The 13,006-nt window shown below is 67.2% G+C and carries 24 protein-coding genes; 20 read left to right on the top strand and 4 right to left on the bottom strand.

The window, feature by feature from the left end; genetic code table 11:
- The first annotated feature begins 13 nt into the window (after nucleotides 1-13).
- The 14 genes from ACRWK8_RS14545 (at nucleotide 14) to ACRWK8_RS14480 (ending at nucleotide 8,143) form a co-directional block, all read left to right on the top strand.
- Entirely contained in the window at nucleotides 14-349 is a 336-nt protein-coding gene (locus tag ACRWK8_RS14545) for a hypothetical protein (RefSeq protein ID WP_431870866.1), read from the top strand.
- A 146-nt stretch (nucleotides 350-495) separates the two neighbouring features.
- A complete protein-coding gene (locus ACRWK8_RS14540) occupies nucleotides 496-714 on the top strand; it encodes a hypothetical protein (RefSeq protein ID WP_431870864.1) in 219 nt (72 codons plus the stop codon).
- A 109-nt stretch (nucleotides 715-823) separates the two neighbouring features.
- Nucleotides 824-1,693: a GIY-YIG nuclease family protein gene (locus ACRWK8_RS14535; protein WP_431870862.1), complete on the top strand. Its 870-nt coding sequence runs from the start codon at nucleotides 824-826 to the stop codon at nucleotides 1,691-1,693.
- Nucleotides 1,694-1,730: 37 nt separating this feature from the next.
- A complete protein-coding gene (locus ACRWK8_RS14530; protein ID WP_431870860.1) occupies nucleotides 1,731-2,717 on the top strand; it encodes an LvrA C-terminal domain-related protein in 987 nt (328 codons plus the stop codon).
- On the top strand, nucleotides 2,717-3,421 hold the full coding sequence (locus tag ACRWK8_RS14525) for an ATP-binding protein (RefSeq protein ID WP_431870859.1): 705 nt from the start codon (nucleotides 2,717-2,719) through the stop codon (nucleotides 3,419-3,421). Before ACRWK8_RS14530 ends, ACRWK8_RS14525 begins: the two co-directional genes overlap by 1 nt.
- Complete coding sequence (locus ACRWK8_RS14520) at nucleotides 3,421-3,741, top strand: hypothetical protein (protein ID WP_431870912.1); 321 nt, start codon at nucleotides 3,421-3,423, stop codon at nucleotides 3,739-3,741. Before ACRWK8_RS14525 ends, ACRWK8_RS14520 begins: the two co-directional genes overlap by 1 nt.
- Nucleotides 3,738-4,268, top strand: a complete 531-nt coding sequence (locus ACRWK8_RS14515; RefSeq protein WP_431870857.1) for a WhiB family transcriptional regulator — start codon at nucleotides 3,738-3,740, stop codon at nucleotides 4,266-4,268. Before ACRWK8_RS14520 ends, ACRWK8_RS14515 begins: the two co-directional genes overlap by 4 nt.
- Complete coding sequence (locus ACRWK8_RS14510; protein ID WP_431870855.1) at nucleotides 4,268-4,432, top strand: hypothetical protein; 165 nt, start codon at nucleotides 4,268-4,270, stop codon at nucleotides 4,430-4,432. The genes ACRWK8_RS14515 and ACRWK8_RS14510 overlap by 1 nt, the downstream gene beginning before the upstream one ends.
- A gap of 68 nt (nucleotides 4,433-4,500) precedes the next feature.
- Entirely contained in the window at nucleotides 4,501-5,313 is an 813-nt protein-coding gene (locus tag ACRWK8_RS14505) for a DNA adenine methylase (protein ID WP_431870853.1), read from the top strand.
- Nucleotides 5,314-5,418: 105 nt separating this feature from the next.
- The gene (locus ACRWK8_RS14500; protein WP_431870851.1) at nucleotides 5,419-5,622 is read left to right on the top strand and encodes a hypothetical protein; all 204 of its coding nucleotides are present in this window, start codon (nucleotides 5,419-5,421) and stop codon (nucleotides 5,620-5,622) included.
- A 168-nt stretch (nucleotides 5,623-5,790) separates the two neighbouring features.
- Nucleotides 5,791-6,036, top strand: a complete 246-nt coding sequence (locus tag ACRWK8_RS14495; protein WP_431870849.1) for a hypothetical protein — start codon at nucleotides 5,791-5,793, stop codon at nucleotides 6,034-6,036.
- 11 nt (nucleotides 6,037-6,047) lie between these two features.
- On the top strand, nucleotides 6,048-6,560 hold the full coding sequence (locus tag ACRWK8_RS14490; protein ID WP_431870847.1) for a single-stranded DNA-binding protein: 513 nt from the start codon (nucleotides 6,048-6,050) through the stop codon (nucleotides 6,558-6,560).
- Nucleotides 6,561-6,931: 371 nt separating this feature from the next.
- Nucleotides 6,932-7,177, top strand: coding sequence for a hypothetical protein (locus tag ACRWK8_RS14485; protein ID WP_431870845.1), 246 nt, complete (start codon nucleotides 6,932-6,934; stop codon nucleotides 7,175-7,177).
- A gap of 165 nt (nucleotides 7,178-7,342) precedes the next feature.
- Complete coding sequence (locus ACRWK8_RS14480) at nucleotides 7,343-8,143, top strand: hypothetical protein (RefSeq protein ID WP_431870843.1); 801 nt, start codon at nucleotides 7,343-7,345, stop codon at nucleotides 8,141-8,143.
- Between the two features lie 31 nt (nucleotides 8,144-8,174).
- Here the strand turns inward: ACRWK8_RS14480 and ACRWK8_RS14475 are convergent, their stop codons facing one another.
- Nucleotides 8,175-8,630: a hypothetical protein gene (locus tag ACRWK8_RS14475; protein WP_431870841.1), complete on the bottom strand. Its 456-nt coding sequence runs from the start codon at nucleotides 8,628-8,630 to the stop codon at nucleotides 8,175-8,177.
- Nucleotides 8,627-8,842, bottom strand: a complete 216-nt coding sequence (locus ACRWK8_RS14470; protein ID WP_431870839.1) for a helix-turn-helix transcriptional regulator — start codon at nucleotides 8,840-8,842, stop codon at nucleotides 8,627-8,629. Before ACRWK8_RS14470 ends, ACRWK8_RS14475 begins: the two co-directional genes overlap by 4 nt.
- A 153-nt stretch (nucleotides 8,843-8,995) precedes the next feature.
- On the opposite strand from ACRWK8_RS14470, the gene ACRWK8_RS14465 reads away from it, so the two are divergent.
- The 4 genes from ACRWK8_RS14465 to ACRWK8_RS14450 all read left to right on the top strand — a co-directional run bounded on the left by ACRWK8_RS14465 (nucleotide 8,996) and on the right by ACRWK8_RS14450 (nucleotide 10,654).
- Nucleotides 8,996-9,346: a hypothetical protein gene (locus ACRWK8_RS14465; protein ID WP_431870837.1), complete on the top strand. Its 351-nt coding sequence runs from the start codon at nucleotides 8,996-8,998 to the stop codon at nucleotides 9,344-9,346.
- Nucleotides 9,347-9,355: 9 nt separating this feature from the next.
- Entirely contained in the window at nucleotides 9,356-9,553 is a 198-nt protein-coding gene (locus tag ACRWK8_RS14460) for a hypothetical protein (protein ID WP_431870835.1), read from the top strand.
- 71 nt (nucleotides 9,554-9,624) lie between these two features.
- Complete coding sequence (locus tag ACRWK8_RS14455) at nucleotides 9,625-10,008, top strand: hypothetical protein (RefSeq protein WP_431870833.1); 384 nt, start codon at nucleotides 9,625-9,627, stop codon at nucleotides 10,006-10,008.
- Nucleotides 10,009-10,306: 298 nt separating this feature from the next.
- Entirely contained in the window at nucleotides 10,307-10,654 is a 348-nt protein-coding gene (locus ACRWK8_RS14450) for a hypothetical protein (protein WP_431870831.1), read from the top strand.
- 107 nt (nucleotides 10,655-10,761) lie between these two features.
- Here ACRWK8_RS14450 and ACRWK8_RS14445 read toward each other — a convergent pair whose 3' ends face one another.
- Both ACRWK8_RS14445 and ACRWK8_RS14440 read right to left on the bottom strand, forming a co-directional pair.
- Nucleotides 10,762-11,034, bottom strand: coding sequence for a hypothetical protein (locus ACRWK8_RS14445; protein ID WP_431870829.1), 273 nt, complete (start codon nucleotides 11,032-11,034; stop codon nucleotides 10,762-10,764).
- A complete protein-coding gene (locus tag ACRWK8_RS14440; protein WP_378746709.1) occupies nucleotides 11,034-11,528 on the bottom strand; it encodes a hypothetical protein in 495 nt (164 codons plus the stop codon). Before ACRWK8_RS14440 ends, ACRWK8_RS14445 begins: the two co-directional genes overlap by 1 nt.
- Nucleotides 11,529-11,605: 77 nt before the next feature.
- On the opposite strand from ACRWK8_RS14440, the gene ACRWK8_RS14435 reads away from it, so the two are divergent.
- Nucleotides 11,606-11,755: a hypothetical protein gene (locus ACRWK8_RS14435; RefSeq protein WP_431870827.1), complete on the top strand. Its 150-nt coding sequence runs from the start codon at nucleotides 11,606-11,608 to the stop codon at nucleotides 11,753-11,755.
- A gap of 774 nt (nucleotides 11,756-12,529) precedes the next feature.
- Entirely contained in the window at nucleotides 12,530-12,955 is a 426-nt protein-coding gene (locus ACRWK8_RS14430; protein WP_431870825.1) for a phage terminase small subunit, read from the top strand.
- Nucleotides 12,956-13,006 lie beyond the last annotated feature (51 nt).

Here is a 13,006-nt window from a genome sequence, read left to right as displayed (position 1 = left end):
GCAAGGAGGACTCGTGGCCATCTACACGCTCACCCGAGAACCCGGAGGCCGTCAGTGGGCAGGCGGGCTCACCATGCCACCCCGGGTGAAGGACGCCGTCCCGGGCGACATGCCCGCCCCCGACTACCCCATCCCCACCCACGCCCGCCGCCTCGTCGAAGCCCTCCAAGGGGCGGGGGAGAAGTGGGAGCTGAAGGTCCTCGAACTCGAAGACCGCGTGACCGTCATCCACTGGCACCCCGACGAGGACCCCATGCACACCCACTGGGAGTGGCAGAACGGACGCCGCCGCACCGGCCCCGCCGTCCGCGACACCCTCACCGCACTCGACGACCGCGCCAGGCCCTGACACACAGGCGGGCCCCGGATGGAGAAAGCACCCGGGGCCCGCGACCACCGTACCGACCAAGGAGCCCCCGTGCACTGCGACCACTGCGGCCTCGAGGGCCACACCCGCGAAGCCCACGACCTGACCGACCTCGAAGGACGCACAGCATGAGCACCCAGAGCGCCATGACCGCCAACCTCGAAGCCATTCGTGAACGCGCCACCAGCTTCGGCCCCGACTCCGTGATGTACGGCCCCGACGACCGCGAGGCACTGCTCGCCATGGTCGACCACCTCATGGCCAAGCACGCCGAGGTTCAGGCCCTGTCCATGCGCCGAGGCGAGGAGATCAGCCGCCTGCACGGCGAGCTGAGCGCCAAGGCCTGAACCTCGCGGCCGTGACCCTGCCGCAGCCCGCCGGATCCAGCCGGACACCGCGTGCAAGGCGCGGGCGGGCGCCAACACCGACCAGACCGAGACCCCCGAAGGAGATCGAGTGAGCAAGCTGGCCCTCTACCGCTTCTACAACGACAGCGGACAGCTCCTCTACACCGGCATCACCAACGACCCCAGCCGACGGTTCACCGAGCACGCCAAAGAAAAGCACTGGTGGACCGACATCCGCGGTATCTCTCTCGACTGGTACGACGACCGCGACAGCGTGCTCGCCGCCGAGAAGCGCGCCATCCGCGTCGAAAGCCCCCAGCACAACATCCGCAACAAGCGCGTCCGCGACGTTGACGAGGACGAATGCACCTACGAGGACCGCGTCCACATGGGAGCGGCCATCGCCGCGTCCGGGGACCGAGAGGTGTCGCGCGAGTTTTTCGAGGACCTTCGCAAGCAGGTCGACGCGGCCATCGAGCGGGGATACAGCTACATCGAGATCGTGGAGGCATCCGAAGGGCTCGGATGGGTTGAGGACTCCACGGTCGCTGACCACCTTCCTGCCGTTCCCGGCCGCATGCATGCGCAAGGCCTCGAAGACCTGAACGACGCGAACGTCTACCTGGCCTCCTTCATCCCCTCCGAGGTCGAGCAGTTCACGTCGAAGGCCCGGTCCGAGCCGGAGATGGCCCGCGCCCACGCCCACGAGATCACCGTCCGCGCGCACCAGCTCGCCAAAGAGCTCATGTCCACCAAGCAGCGCGACCTGGAAGCCCTGACCGACTTTCTGGCGTCCTCCCCGGACGGACAGAAGTGCCTTGCATGGGCTCAGGACAGGTCCGGCATGGACGCGATCTTCCCCCTCCCCGCTGACTGCCGCGAGGTGATCGAGGCCGCCGTTGGGTGGCTGCTCGGCACCTGGACGCCAGCAGAAGCGCCGACCACCGAGTACCGCTGGCGCGAACTCCTTTCCCGCTAACCCATTCGAACGAGCCGACCACCGGGGGGCGCATCAGATGCCGCGCATCCGCACCATCAAGCCTGACTTCTTCACCAGCCTCACCATCGCTGACCTCACCAAGGAGGCCCGGCTGACCTTCATCGGGCTGTGGACCCACGTCGACGACGAGGGGCGGTGCGTTGACGACGCCCGCCTCGTCAAGGCCGCGGTATGGCCGCTCGACGACCGCACCGCGAAGGACGTTGACGTCGACCTGTGGGAGATCAGCGACGCCGGTCTCGTCCTGCGGTACGCGGTCGACGGCAAGAAGTTCATCGCGGTCTCTGGGTGGCAGGAGCACCAGCGGATCAATCGTCCGACGCCGTCGAAGTTCCCGGCGCCGGAGAAGGGGGAGCGGACCCCAAAAGGGCTCACTGATAGCTCAGTGAGTGCTCACGGAGGGCTCACTGAGGGCTCATGCGAGCTTCGCGAGGGGGCGGATGAGGGCTCATTCACGCCTCACATCGCGCCTGAAATGCCCGAATCGGTGAATGAGGAGCCCGAGGATGTCCAGCCTTACCCCGGGGCGGTCGTTCTCCCCATGTTCACCAGCGAAAACACCACCTCAGATGGCACTCACGGAGAGCTCAGTGAGTCCTCACTGAAGGCTCACGACCGGAAAGGAAAGGAACAGGGAACAGGGAAAGGAAAGGAAACTACATCCCCTCGCTCCGCTCGGATGGCTGATCCAGATGCCTCCGAGGCCGAGTTCACCGAGTGGTACAGCAGCTACCCGCTGAAGAAGGAGCCAGGCGCCGCCCGAAACGCCTACAAGAAGGCTCGTAAGAAGGCCACGGCGCAAGAGCTACTCGATGGCCGGGATCGCTACATCGCTTACGACCCCAACGTCGCCCGCGGCTTCGTCAAGTACCCGGCGACGTGGCTGAACAAGGAGTGCTGGCTCGACGAGTACGGCAACCAGCTTCAGCGTGCCTCAGGCGACGGCTACCAGCCTTACCAGAACCCGACCAACCAAGACGTCTACGACGAGGACCTTCTCTGATGGCTGACAACCTCGACCTCATCACCCGAGCGCGGGCCGCGTTCCCCCACATCACCCCTGCGATCCCGGACTTCAACGCCCTCGACGACAAGGGCGGCGACAGCTTCACCGCGATCCGTGACACCGCGTCGATCCTGTCCATGACCAACGACCTCATCCCGCCCCTGTACCAGCGTGCCGACGCCACTGACGAGCGCGTCCTCGCGTGGGTGGATGCCCTCGTGGGGTTGGCGAAGCCCAACCAGTTCTCCCGGGTGCCGTACCTGAAGGGCGGCCCGTCGCTGCTGCTCCTCGGCGCGACGGGGGTCGGAAAGACCCACCAGGCCTACGGGGCGCTCCGGCGACTGTCGATCGTCGGTATCGGGTGTGGCCCGGTGGCGGCGTCGATCACGGACGTGTTCGCGAAGATGCGACCCCGGCCCGGTGTCGACTCTGAGGCGGTGTTCGAGTCCTATGCGTCCGCGCCGCTGGCGTTCATCGACGACCTTGGTGCCGCGAAGGTCACCGAGTGGACCGAAGAGGTCACCTACCGGCTGGTGAACCACCGGTATGAGCACCAGCTCCCGACGATCTTCACGTCGAACGCGGCCCCGAAGGACTTGGGCGAGCGGGTGGGTGAGCGAGTTGCGTCTCGGCTGATGGAGATGGCTCAGCGGGTTGCGATCAAGGGTGACGACCGCCGCCGCCAGGGTCGTGCGGCGTGATGTTCCGTGGCCGGGGGGAGCCCGGCATCCCGCAGGACGTCAAGGTCATGCAGCAGCTGGCCATGCACGCGTCGAAGCGGGGTGTGGAGATCGACGTGACCACCAACAAGGACAGGCAGCGGATCGTGTTCGCGCACCAGGACCTCGCGGACAGGCTCATGGAGCACCCGCTGAACTACCGGTTTCCGTCGCAGTGGACGGGCTACATCCCGCCCGCCATGTGGCAGGGGCTCCCGAACCGGTCGCCGCGCCGGGAAGCCCTGGTCGCCATCTACGAAGAAGCGCTGTCCCGCAGCGCCCACGGGCAGGTGGCGGCATGATCGACGACGAACGCGCCGCGTGCCACGGCCTCGACTCGTCCATGTTCCGCACTACGACCGTGACAGGACGACGGAAAGCTCTGGCCGTGTGCAAGCACTGCCCGATCGTGGATGCCTGCCTCGACGCGGCACTCGCGGACCCCACCGGCTCCTACGGGCGAATCGCCGGACGTGCGACCACGGAGGAGCGGGCGCACATCGCCGCTGTCCGCGACCGCGCCAGCCTCCGCAGTCGGCGCCCGAAGGTCGCCTCCGCGTACCGGGACCTGTGGGACGGCCACATGGGTGAGACCGCGGACCCGGCCCGTCGTCAGGCGGCTCGGCACATGGTCCAGGACCAGGCGGCGGTCAAGGCGTTGGGGGAGCAGCGGTTCCTTGCGGAGTCGGTGCGGTGCTTCGGCACGGCGCTGCGAGCCGCGGTCGCTGACGGGGACCGTGCGGGGGTTAAGCACGTGCTGCGTGGACTCCCTGCCGAGCATCGGGCCGCGCTGCTGGTCGCGTTCGCGACCGAGCTGGGGGTGGCGTGATGTCCCCGGAGATTGCTCGTTGGGACCGCGAGGTCATCCGTGAGCCGGACGGCACGGTGTTCGTGTGCTGTGTCGGTGAGGGCGGACACCCGATCGCGCTGGAGCTCGGGCCGGAGTGCCCGGAAGCGCTCGGGCTGCTGTTGATCGACCCGGACGGCGCATGAGTGCGCCCCGCCTGTTCGTACCAGGCGGGGCGCGCCCCCAATCGTCTCATACGACTTTGAGGAGCCCCATGAAACCCCCGATCGCCTACTACGGCAGCAAGCTGTCGATCGCCTCCGACATCGTCCGCGTGCTCCCGGCGCACGACCACTACGTCGAGCCCTACGCCGGGTCGCTGGCTGTCCTGCTCGCGAAGCCGCGGGCGAAGATGGAGACCGTCAACGACTTGGACGGCAGGTTGATGTCGTTCTGGCGGGTGCTGCGTGACCGCGGCGACGAGCTCGCCCGCGCCTGCGCTCTCACCCCGCACGCCCGCGCCGAACTCGCGGCCGCGCACGAACCCGCGGCCGACGAGTTGGAGGACGCCCGACGCCTGTGGGTCCTGCTCACCCAGTCCCGCACCGGCACGACCCGCAAGGTCGGGTGGCGTCAGTACGTCAACCCCAAAGGTTCCGGCATGGGCATGCCGCGGTACCTGTCCACCTACGTCGACCGCATCGCCCCCGTGGTCGAACGCCTGCACGACGTGAGCCTGGAAGCCCGCCCCGCCCTGGACATCATCGCCTCCTACGGCAAGCACCCCGGCGTGCTCTTGTACGTGGATCCGCCGTACTTCGGGGCTCGTGCGAAGAACTACGGGCTGGAGCAGCAGGGTGAACAGGACCACCGGGAGTTGGCGGCCGCGCTCACCGCGGCTCGCGCGTCTGTTGTCATCAGCGGTTACGACTCCCCGCTCTACGCAGACCTGTACGCGGGGTGGCACCGGTACGAGATCCACGCCCACACCACGCAGGGAACGGGCCCGTCGTCGCGCACGGAGGTGCTGTGGTCCAACCGGCCGCTCGCGTCTCAGGAGGCGTTGTTCGACGGGGAAGTGGCCTAAGCGGCTCTCAGGGTGACGCTGCCGCCCGTTCACGGTTTGTCGGTGGCGTCACCCACACTCAAGAACCATGAGCGTCTGACGCTCACTACAGCCCCAGGAGGGGACATGACCGACACCGACCGGCAGATCGACGCTCTGCACGCAGAGCTCGCCATCGCGGTCAAGGCGCGGCGTCGCGTCGAGGGATACCTGGAAGACGCCGGACGCACCAACGACCAGCTACGCGCCAACAACCGGCGGCTGCGCCAGGAGAACGACCGGCTGCTCACCGAGATCGCTGAACTCAAGAAGGAGTCGACCGATGTCTGACCAGGACCCGCCCCGCAGGGAAGAGCGCAGGACCTGCCCCACCTGCGGACTCAAGCCAGCCGACCAGGAGTACGGCCCCGACGGTAGGTGCCGTCATAGCCGCGCCACCCGGCCCGGTCGCCGCCGCGACAAGTGGACCGTCGGCCCTATCGAACCCGAGGAGAACTGATGGACACCGAGGACATCAGCGGCAAGGTCGCATGGGCTACTCGCATGCACGGTGCCGAGATCACCCTGACCGACGACCAAGCCGATCGCATGGCCAAGGCCATCACCACTGCGCTCCGGCAGTTCGAGGAGGACGTCCCTGCCCCCGACGACCTGGAAGAGCACATCTGGAGTGCTGCCGCTGATGTTGGCGTCAGCGGCCCTGCTCTTGCTCAGCTCATCTCCGACATCCGCGCTGACCTGTAAGGAGCCCCACCATGGCTGGAGAAACCCAGATTTGCCTCGTTGGCAACCTCGTCGACGACCCTGAGCTCAGGTTCACCCCGAGCGGAGCCGCAGTCGCCAACTTCCGTGTGGCCTCGACGCCCCGCACCTTCGACCGCGCGTCGGGGGAGTGGAAGGACGGAGAGTCCATGTTCCTCTCCTGCACCGTCTGGCGTCAGTACGCGGAGAACGCGGCCGAGTCCCTGACACGGGGGATGCGCGTGATCGTGCAGGGCCGGTTGAAGCAGCGGTCGTTCGAGACAAAGGAGGGTGAGAAGCGGACTGTGTTCGAGATCGACGTCGAAGAGGTCGGCCCGGCCCTGCGCAGCGCCACCGCCAAGGTGACGAAGACGCAGCGCCAGGGTGGCGGCGGCTTCGGCGGCGGCCAGCAGCAGGGGTACGCGGCGAACGGCAGCTTCGGCCAGCCGCAGGGTTCCGCGCCCGCTGGCGACCCGTGGGGGCAGGGAGGACGACCGGGCTTCGGTGACGACGCCCCGCCGTTCTGACCGACGACTGCCCGGGGCGGCCCGCTCCCGCCCCACCAACCCCTTGGAGGACACGTGAAGGACCTCGTCCGCGCCGCGCTAGCCCTACTCAGCATCCGAAGCCCAACCGCCGCCCCGTCCGGCGGGCACATTCGTCCGCGCGAGGTCGGAGACGACATCCCCGTGATGCTCTCGCCAGGCGGGCCCGTGCAACCCAACCTCGAAGAGGCGTACATGAGCGTCGGCGCACCTCGACCCGACTGGTGCCCGCGCTGCCTCAAGACCACCCTGTCCCGGTCCAGCATCTACGCGGTTGCGTCCATCGGCCCGATCCGAGTCGGAGAGTGGGCCATCTGCGAGGAATGCGGGCACAGCCCCTATCAGGAGGACCAGTGAACCTGCGAGACGCCATCGTTGATGCGCTGTACACCGTGCCTGCCGATCCCTCCGAGGCCTCTGAACGTGTAGCTCGACGGGCGGCTGGACACGACGCCGACGCTGTTATGCCCGCACTGCACGCTTACCTGCACCGTCTGGAGCGCGCCATCCGTGAATCCGCCCGCCTCGCGGACGACGACGAACGCGCCCTCGGGATGATGGACGCCGCCGACATGATCAAGCAGGCGCGCACGTCGTGACTAGTCGCCGGCCCCGGGCATAATCCACACAACCAAGGAGGTCACGTGACCTACAGACCCCAGACATGAGTGTGGGGCTCGCATCCCCCGATGGCGAGCCCCACGCAACCCCCGTAGAAGCTTCGCTCCCACTGGCAGCACCATACGCCTACCGGGGGAGTGCTCATGACCTTGCTTCACCTGCTGTGCCGCCTCTGCTCCAGCGAGATGGACTCGGGCACCGTCTGCCCGCCTTGCGTCGGCGCTCTAGCCGCCGACATGCGCGCCCTCTGGGCATCGGGGCCGCTTCACGGCCTGGACGTCGACCTCGACATCGCCATCGCGCGCCAGTCCGTGTTCGCCCCCTCGGGTGGCGGTGGACGGCCCACTGAGGCACCGCTCCCGCTCAACTTGGACGCGTCCGACGTCCGCGCTGACCTGCACTCCACCCTCGCCACCTGGTGCCGGATCATCCTCGACACCCACGGCGGCACCACCCCAGCCGACACCATCCCCGCCATGGCCCGCTACCTGCACGGGCAGACCGCCATCATCCGCACCAGCGAGTGGGGCGACGAAGCGGTGGACGAACTCCGGGAAGCTGTCCGACGGACCCGGCGTGCGATCGACCGGCCCGTGGAGCGCGTGTTCGCGGGGACGTGCCCCACCTGCGAGATGCCCGTCTACGGGATGGCCGACCGGGAAAGCGCGAGGTGCCGCACCGCCGACTGCGGGGGAGTCGTCGAGGACATCGCAGAACGGCGTGAAGCGTCCGTCCAGGCCGCCAAGGACGCAGCGCCCGGACGCCAGCTGACCGTGGCGGAAGCCGCGATGGCAGCGCGCGCGCTCGGCAGGGGGATCACCGACCGGGGGATCCGGAAAGCCGTCGCGGAAGGCAGGCTGACGCCGGTCGCGGTCAAGCCGAAGCTCCTCGTCCGCCTGGGGGACGTCCTCGACATGACCGCCCGGAAGACGCAGGTCGCATGAGGAACCCCCGCCACTCGGGCGGGGGCTGAATCTACGGAGCCTTTGCTTCGCTTCTGCATGCCAGCTCGAATTTTCTTACTGCGGCGAGGGCTGACGCTTCTACGCCGAGCTCCATGCGCCTGAAGTGTCCCGCCTTGGCCAAGGCCATCCTGTACATGCGAACAGCAGTTCTGGCTTCCTCGGCTGCTTCGCTCGCACCGGGGGAACCGATGGTCATCACGCGGGAGCAGGAAGACTCCATCGGTGCCATATCTGGCAGGGCAACTTTGCCCGAAGCCGGAGACCTGTCGAATGCGACAAGAGCCTGGAACTCATTGGCGAGATGGGCATAGGCGTTTCTCCGCTCGGCAGAAATCCGGTACTGCTCCTCTCGTTCCTGCCGTCGGCTCTCCACGCAAGCAGTGATGATGCTTCCCAGTAGGCCCCCGACGATGGCTGCGAGTCCGCCAACGACCGCGGCCCAAAGCACCGCGTCGGCGTCAGTCATTTGCCCCCCAAATCGGTCCGGGCGCCCTTGCCGGGGCGCTGGAACTCCAGGATCGTTCTCGGCTTCCAGGCGGGGGTGCGCCCGAACTTCGCGTCCTCGGGGGGAAGTTCGCCGCGCCCCCTCGACCGGTAGGAGCGGATGGTCTGTGGGCTGATCCCCCAGTGTTCCGCTATGTCGGGGATGGTCCAGTACTCGGCGTTGGGGTCTGCCATGGCTCGTCTCGTTGTCCGTTTGGTGTGGACAAAGTCTATCGGTGTCATGTGGCTTCCTTTCGTAGGCAACTTCGCAACTTGGTGTTGACAAGGTTGCTTGACTCTGCCTAACCTTGTCAATGTCAGCAAGGCAAGGTTCTAGGAGGACCCCCGATGCGCCCCACCGTCACCGAAGCCCGGATCAAGCGCCACATGCGCCGCCTCCAGCGCCAGGCCGACACCGCGACCCGCAACGCCGCTCGTGCCGCGCACCGGGCTGAGCGCCACACCATCGCGGCGCACCTGCGGAACATGGGCGTCGACGAGGCCACCGCTACCGGGATGGCGGCGACCCTGCGCAAGAAGGCGACCGGGGGAGTGAAGGGGTTCGTGAAGAAGAACGGCATCCGCCGCGACTGCACCCGTTACACCCGGGGCCAGGTCCTCGCCCTGCTCGACGCCTACAAGCCCCGCAAGGAAGCCTTCAAGGTCGCCCGCCAGAACCTGCTCGCCCTCGCCGCATAGGAGAACCCGATGAACCTCACGACCTGGGACCGCTACCACACGTACTACATGCCGCCCGAGCTGTTCGACGCCGAAGACACCTGCGTGTACGAGGTCGGGGACAGCAACTGCGGAGAGCCCTCACAGGGACTGTTCTGCGACCGGCATGAGGAGGTGGTCAGCGCCGAGGAGAGCAGCGCGTACCAGTGGCACTACGCGGCCGAATGAAGAAGGCCCGCCAGGAGGTGGAAGCTCCGGCGGGCCCGATGGAACCCCAACCCTCAAAGGAAGAAGGAACCATGCTCGACACTATCGCCCCCGCCCCACCCGCACGCGCCGGGACAGGCCACGTCAACCAGGCCCTCGACGAGATCATCGGTGAAGCGTTCTGGCTCACCACCACCCAGCTCGCCGGACTTATCGCGGCTAGGGGCATCATCGGGCACGCCGACAGCGTGGACGCCAGCCCCGTCGGACTGTGGGTCCTCGACCGCCTCCAGGACAGGGGGATCCCTGCGGTCGCGTACTCGTGGGTGACGACCCTCGCCGTGCTCGACCCGGGCAGGGCGCTGATCGGTGAGGTGCGCGTGCCGGTCAAGAACACCCTGTACGACCTGGAGCGGGAAGTGAACGACCTCGACCACCCGGGCATCACGTGGCAGGGAGAGGCGGACCCGCGATGATCCGGCTCGCACTGATCCTGACCGCGCTCATCCCGTGCCGTAAGGGCCACGGCATGTTCGACTCCCGCTTGGGTCCGTGCCCCACCCGCCAGACCCCCGTTTACCAGCCGCGCGCCTAATCAGTTGCGCACAACCAATCGGTTCCGCTATTCTCCTATAAGGTCTTGAATTACCCATAAGCAACTGAGCCCGGAGCGCATGCCGCCCCGGGCTCTTTGCGTGCCTGAAGGCGCCTTGGCAGACGAGTTCGAGACTCCCTGATAGACCGTCCGGCTGCGTGCGCACCCCGGAGGCGACCGTGACTGACACCATCACCCTCTTCTCGTCGGGGCTGCTCTCCAAGTGGGGGTTCGGAGACGGCGCGACACCCGACGAGTGGATGGACTACCTCGAAGAGCACGGCCTCGAAAGCGAAGGCCTGGACTTCCCCCTGGCGGCACTTGTCCGCAAGCACCTGCTTCCCGAGCTGCGCAAGCACCACCAGATCAATCTCGTGGACATCGAGACGAGCCACAATCCGATTCGCGCGGAGTACGTCGACGGCATTGAGATCGACTGGTACGCCGATGGCCAGGTGACGCTTAATCCCGAGTGGGTGGACGTGCCGCTCTCCGAAGCGCTGAAGATCGCGCGCCCCACCCCTTAGACCGTCCAGCCGGGAACACACCCACACGCTTCGGCGCACAGCCCGAGACTGGACAACCTCGTCCCGGCCGCTCCGTCTGGGGTGGCGTAGCAGCGGCCGGGACGCCGTCACCACTCCTTGCAGTCGTCGTACTCCAAGAAGTCCCGCCCCTCGCAGAGCGACTGCATGTACGTCGGCTCGACCGCAGGCTCCGGATCTGACGGCGCCGGATACGGATTCACCTGAGAAGCAGGCAGACGCGCACGCCCCGAAGAGGACGCCTCCTCGTCCTCCTGGACATCGCCCCCTCCCAAGGGACGGACCAGAACCAACACCAGAAGCGCCAAAGTGACAACGAGAGCCCCTGAGGCGCAGACAATCAACGTCTTCTCAGAGGGCATCAGTCGCGCTCCCAGATGACCTGCACGGAGCCCTTCTTCTTCGAAGCAGCCCCCAGGGCGCCACCGATCAGCGCTCCGAATCCGCCCGTCAGGACGCCGCCGACCACGACGCCCGCGCCTACCCGGCCCACCGTCGTATGGTTGTTCTCGTTGTTCGACCCCTGGACGCGCCACCCCTTCGCCAGCATCTTCGGGGCCTCAGCCTCGAACTCAGCGGCGTTCTTGTACGTGACGATCTTCTGCTTCGCTCCCGCAGCCTCGATCTCACCCATGGCGAGCTCGGCGGCCTCCAGCGAACCGTGCTCCGCGACCATCTTGACGAGCTTGCGCCCGGCGATCGCGGTTGCGGCTGTAGCCATCTGGGTCACGGCCGCGGACTCCTTCAGCCCCGGCCTGGCGGTGGGGTTCTCCACGAGTGGCTTCCACTTCACGCCGCCGTGCCACCACTCGCCGTTGTCGGAGACGATGGCGCCGTTTGCTGTCAGACGAGGCATGGGGAGTCCTTCCGGGGGTTCGCGCGGTTGCTCACCTAAGACGCTCGTACACGGGCGCCGGTTGCCTAAGGAGACTGATGTCCACAGACGACGCCATAGCCAACGCCGCCCGCCTCCTGCGAGCAGCTGAGATGGAGATGGACCTCGCGAAGATGAAGGCCTACACGAACCTCGCTGACTCATGGCTCGGGATGGCGTCCCTCCTTATTGAGCAGGGCGCCCCCTAGCCACCCCGGGGTGCACCCACCTCACCCAGTGGCGTGGCCCGCCCCGCAGGCTCTATGCGTCCCCCGCCCTACACCGCCTGCCCCCGGGCTAGCCCGCCCCTAGGCCCACAAGGGCACACGCATGCAGGGGTGCACGCACCCACCACCCACGAGCCACGTGTCGAGCACATGCACAGCGACAGGTGAGCATGCTCCCCGCCATGGGGCGGGCGCTCACGGCTCACGTGCCCACAAGGACACGCTCATGGTCAGCATCACGACGTGCGTGCGCTCATGCGGATGAGGAGCTGATCATCGTGGTTCGTCGCTACAGCAGCGCGTGGACGAACAGCGATCGCAAGTCAAGGCTTCCTCGTGACTGGCAGCAGCGACGCAAGAAGATCATCGCTCGCGCCTCACGAGGACAAGACTTCGCCCGCTGCGAAAACATCGACGACGAACTTCAACGATGCGCGAACATCGGGCGCGACGTGGACCACATCACCGCAGGGGACGACCACAACCTCACCAACCTCAGGCTCCTGTGCGTCGGGTGCCACCGGGCCAAGACCACCCAAGAGGGAGTCCAGGCCAGGGCAGCCCACCGGGCGCGCAGGTACCGTCCGGCCGAACCACACCCCGGTGCACACAAAGAGTCAGATATACCCCCGTACTGATCGCGCAGAGTCACGGGGGGTGGGGGGATGCCCCTCCCCCCGGGGGGAAAGCTCCTCGGTCGGCATAGCAGCTCAAATCCTGTACGGGTTCTGAGGTCCGCGAAAGGGGGTGAATGGGATGCCGGGTCCGATCCCGAAGCGCTCAGATCAACGCAGACGCCGAAACAAAGAGAACGGCGAGGCAACTAAGGCTGCGGGGGGTGCTCGCGTCAGCGCCGCTCCTGAGGCTGATGAGGAGTGGCATCCCATCGCTCGGGAGTGGTTCGAGTCCCTCGCGCAGTCCGGGCAGTCCCAGTTCTACGAACCCTCCGACTGGGCTACCGCCCGCGTGTGGGCGCACCTGCTCTCGCAGACGCTGGAGTCCGGGCGCCCCTCCGCGCAGATGATCCAGTCCTGGTCCAGTGGCGCAACCGAACTCCTCACCACCGAAGGCGCTCGACGGCGGGCACGCGTGGAACTGGAGCAGCAGGCCGAAGAAGACCCTGCCGCCGCGGCGAAGGTCGCCAAGATGAGCGCTTACCGGAAGGCCGCGAAGAGCGGCTGAGGGGGTGGGCATGGGTCCCATTCGCTCGTGGCCAGACACGGTCCCGCCGGA

Origin of the sequence: Nocardiopsis eucommiae (genome assembly GCF_965344335.1) — a bacterium.
In the GTDB taxonomy this organism is placed as follows: Bacteria; Actinomycetota; Actinomycetes; order Streptosporangiales; family Streptosporangiaceae; genus Nocardiopsis; species Nocardiopsis eucommiae.
Note: the sequence above shows the minus strand (reverse complement) of the source record. Positions and strands in the feature narration are given on the sequence as shown.

What these genes read in the sequence shown, in the direction of transcription:
- ACRWK8_RS14540 (WP_431870864.1), top strand. Translation starts at nt 496, where the DNA reads ATGAGCACCCAGAGCGCCATGACCGCCAACCTCGAAGCCATTCGTGAA.
- ACRWK8_RS14530 (WP_431870860.1), top strand. Translation starts at nt 1,731, where the DNA reads ATGCCGCGCATCCGCACCATCAAGCCTGACTTCTTCACCAGCCTCACC.
- ACRWK8_RS14525 (WP_431870859.1), top strand. Translation starts at nt 2,717, where the DNA reads ATGGCTGACAACCTCGACCTCATCACCCGAGCGCGGGCCGCGTTCCCC.
- ACRWK8_RS14520 (WP_431870912.1), top strand. Translation starts at nt 3,421, where the DNA reads ATGTTCCGTGGCCGGGGGGAGCCCGGCATCCCGCAGGACGTCAAGGTC.
- ACRWK8_RS14515 (WP_431870857.1), top strand. Translation starts at nt 3,738, where the DNA reads ATGATCGACGACGAACGCGCCGCGTGCCACGGCCTCGACTCGTCCATG.
- ACRWK8_RS14510 (WP_431870855.1), top strand. Translation starts at nt 4,268, where the DNA reads ATGTCCCCGGAGATTGCTCGTTGGGACCGCGAGGTCATCCGTGAGCCG.
- ACRWK8_RS14505 (WP_431870853.1), top strand. Translation starts at nt 4,501, where the DNA reads ATGAAACCCCCGATCGCCTACTACGGCAGCAAGCTGTCGATCGCCTCC.
- ACRWK8_RS14500 (WP_431870851.1), top strand. Translation starts at nt 5,419, where the DNA reads ATGACCGACACCGACCGGCAGATCGACGCTCTGCACGCAGAGCTCGCC.
- ACRWK8_RS14495 (WP_431870849.1), top strand. Translation starts at nt 5,791, where the DNA reads ATGGACACCGAGGACATCAGCGGCAAGGTCGCATGGGCTACTCGCATG.
- ACRWK8_RS14490 (WP_431870847.1), top strand. Translation starts at nt 6,048, where the DNA reads ATGGCTGGAGAAACCCAGATTTGCCTCGTTGGCAACCTCGTCGACGAC.
- ACRWK8_RS14480 (WP_431870843.1), top strand. Translation starts at nt 7,343, where the DNA reads ATGACCTTGCTTCACCTGCTGTGCCGCCTCTGCTCCAGCGAGATGGAC.
- ACRWK8_RS14475 (WP_431870841.1), bottom strand. Translation starts at nt 8,630, where the DNA reads ATGACTGACGCCGACGCGGTGCTTTGGGCCGCGGTCGTTGGCGGACTC.
- ACRWK8_RS14470 (WP_431870839.1), bottom strand. Translation starts at nt 8,842, where the DNA reads ATGGCAGACCCCAACGCCGAGTACTGGACCATCCCCGACATAGCGGAA.
- ACRWK8_RS14465 (WP_431870837.1), top strand. Translation starts at nt 8,996, where the DNA reads ATGCGCCCCACCGTCACCGAAGCCCGGATCAAGCGCCACATGCGCCGC.
- ACRWK8_RS14460 (WP_431870835.1), top strand. Translation starts at nt 9,356, where the DNA reads ATGAACCTCACGACCTGGGACCGCTACCACACGTACTACATGCCGCCC.
- ACRWK8_RS14455 (WP_431870833.1), top strand. Translation starts at nt 9,625, where the DNA reads ATGCTCGACACTATCGCCCCCGCCCCACCCGCACGCGCCGGGACAGGC.
- ACRWK8_RS14445 (WP_431870829.1), bottom strand. Translation starts at nt 11,034, where the DNA reads ATGCCCTCTGAGAAGACGTTGATTGTCTGCGCCTCAGGGGCTCTCGTT.
- ACRWK8_RS14440 (WP_378746709.1), bottom strand. Translation starts at nt 11,528, where the DNA reads ATGCCTCGTCTGACAGCAAACGGCGCCATCGTCTCCGACAACGGCGAG.
- ACRWK8_RS14435 (WP_431870827.1), top strand. Translation starts at nt 11,606, where the DNA reads ATGTCCACAGACGACGCCATAGCCAACGCCGCCCGCCTCCTGCGAGCA.
- ACRWK8_RS14430 (WP_431870825.1), top strand. Translation starts at nt 12,530, where the DNA reads ATGCCGGGTCCGATCCCGAAGCGCTCAGATCAACGCAGACGCCGAAAC.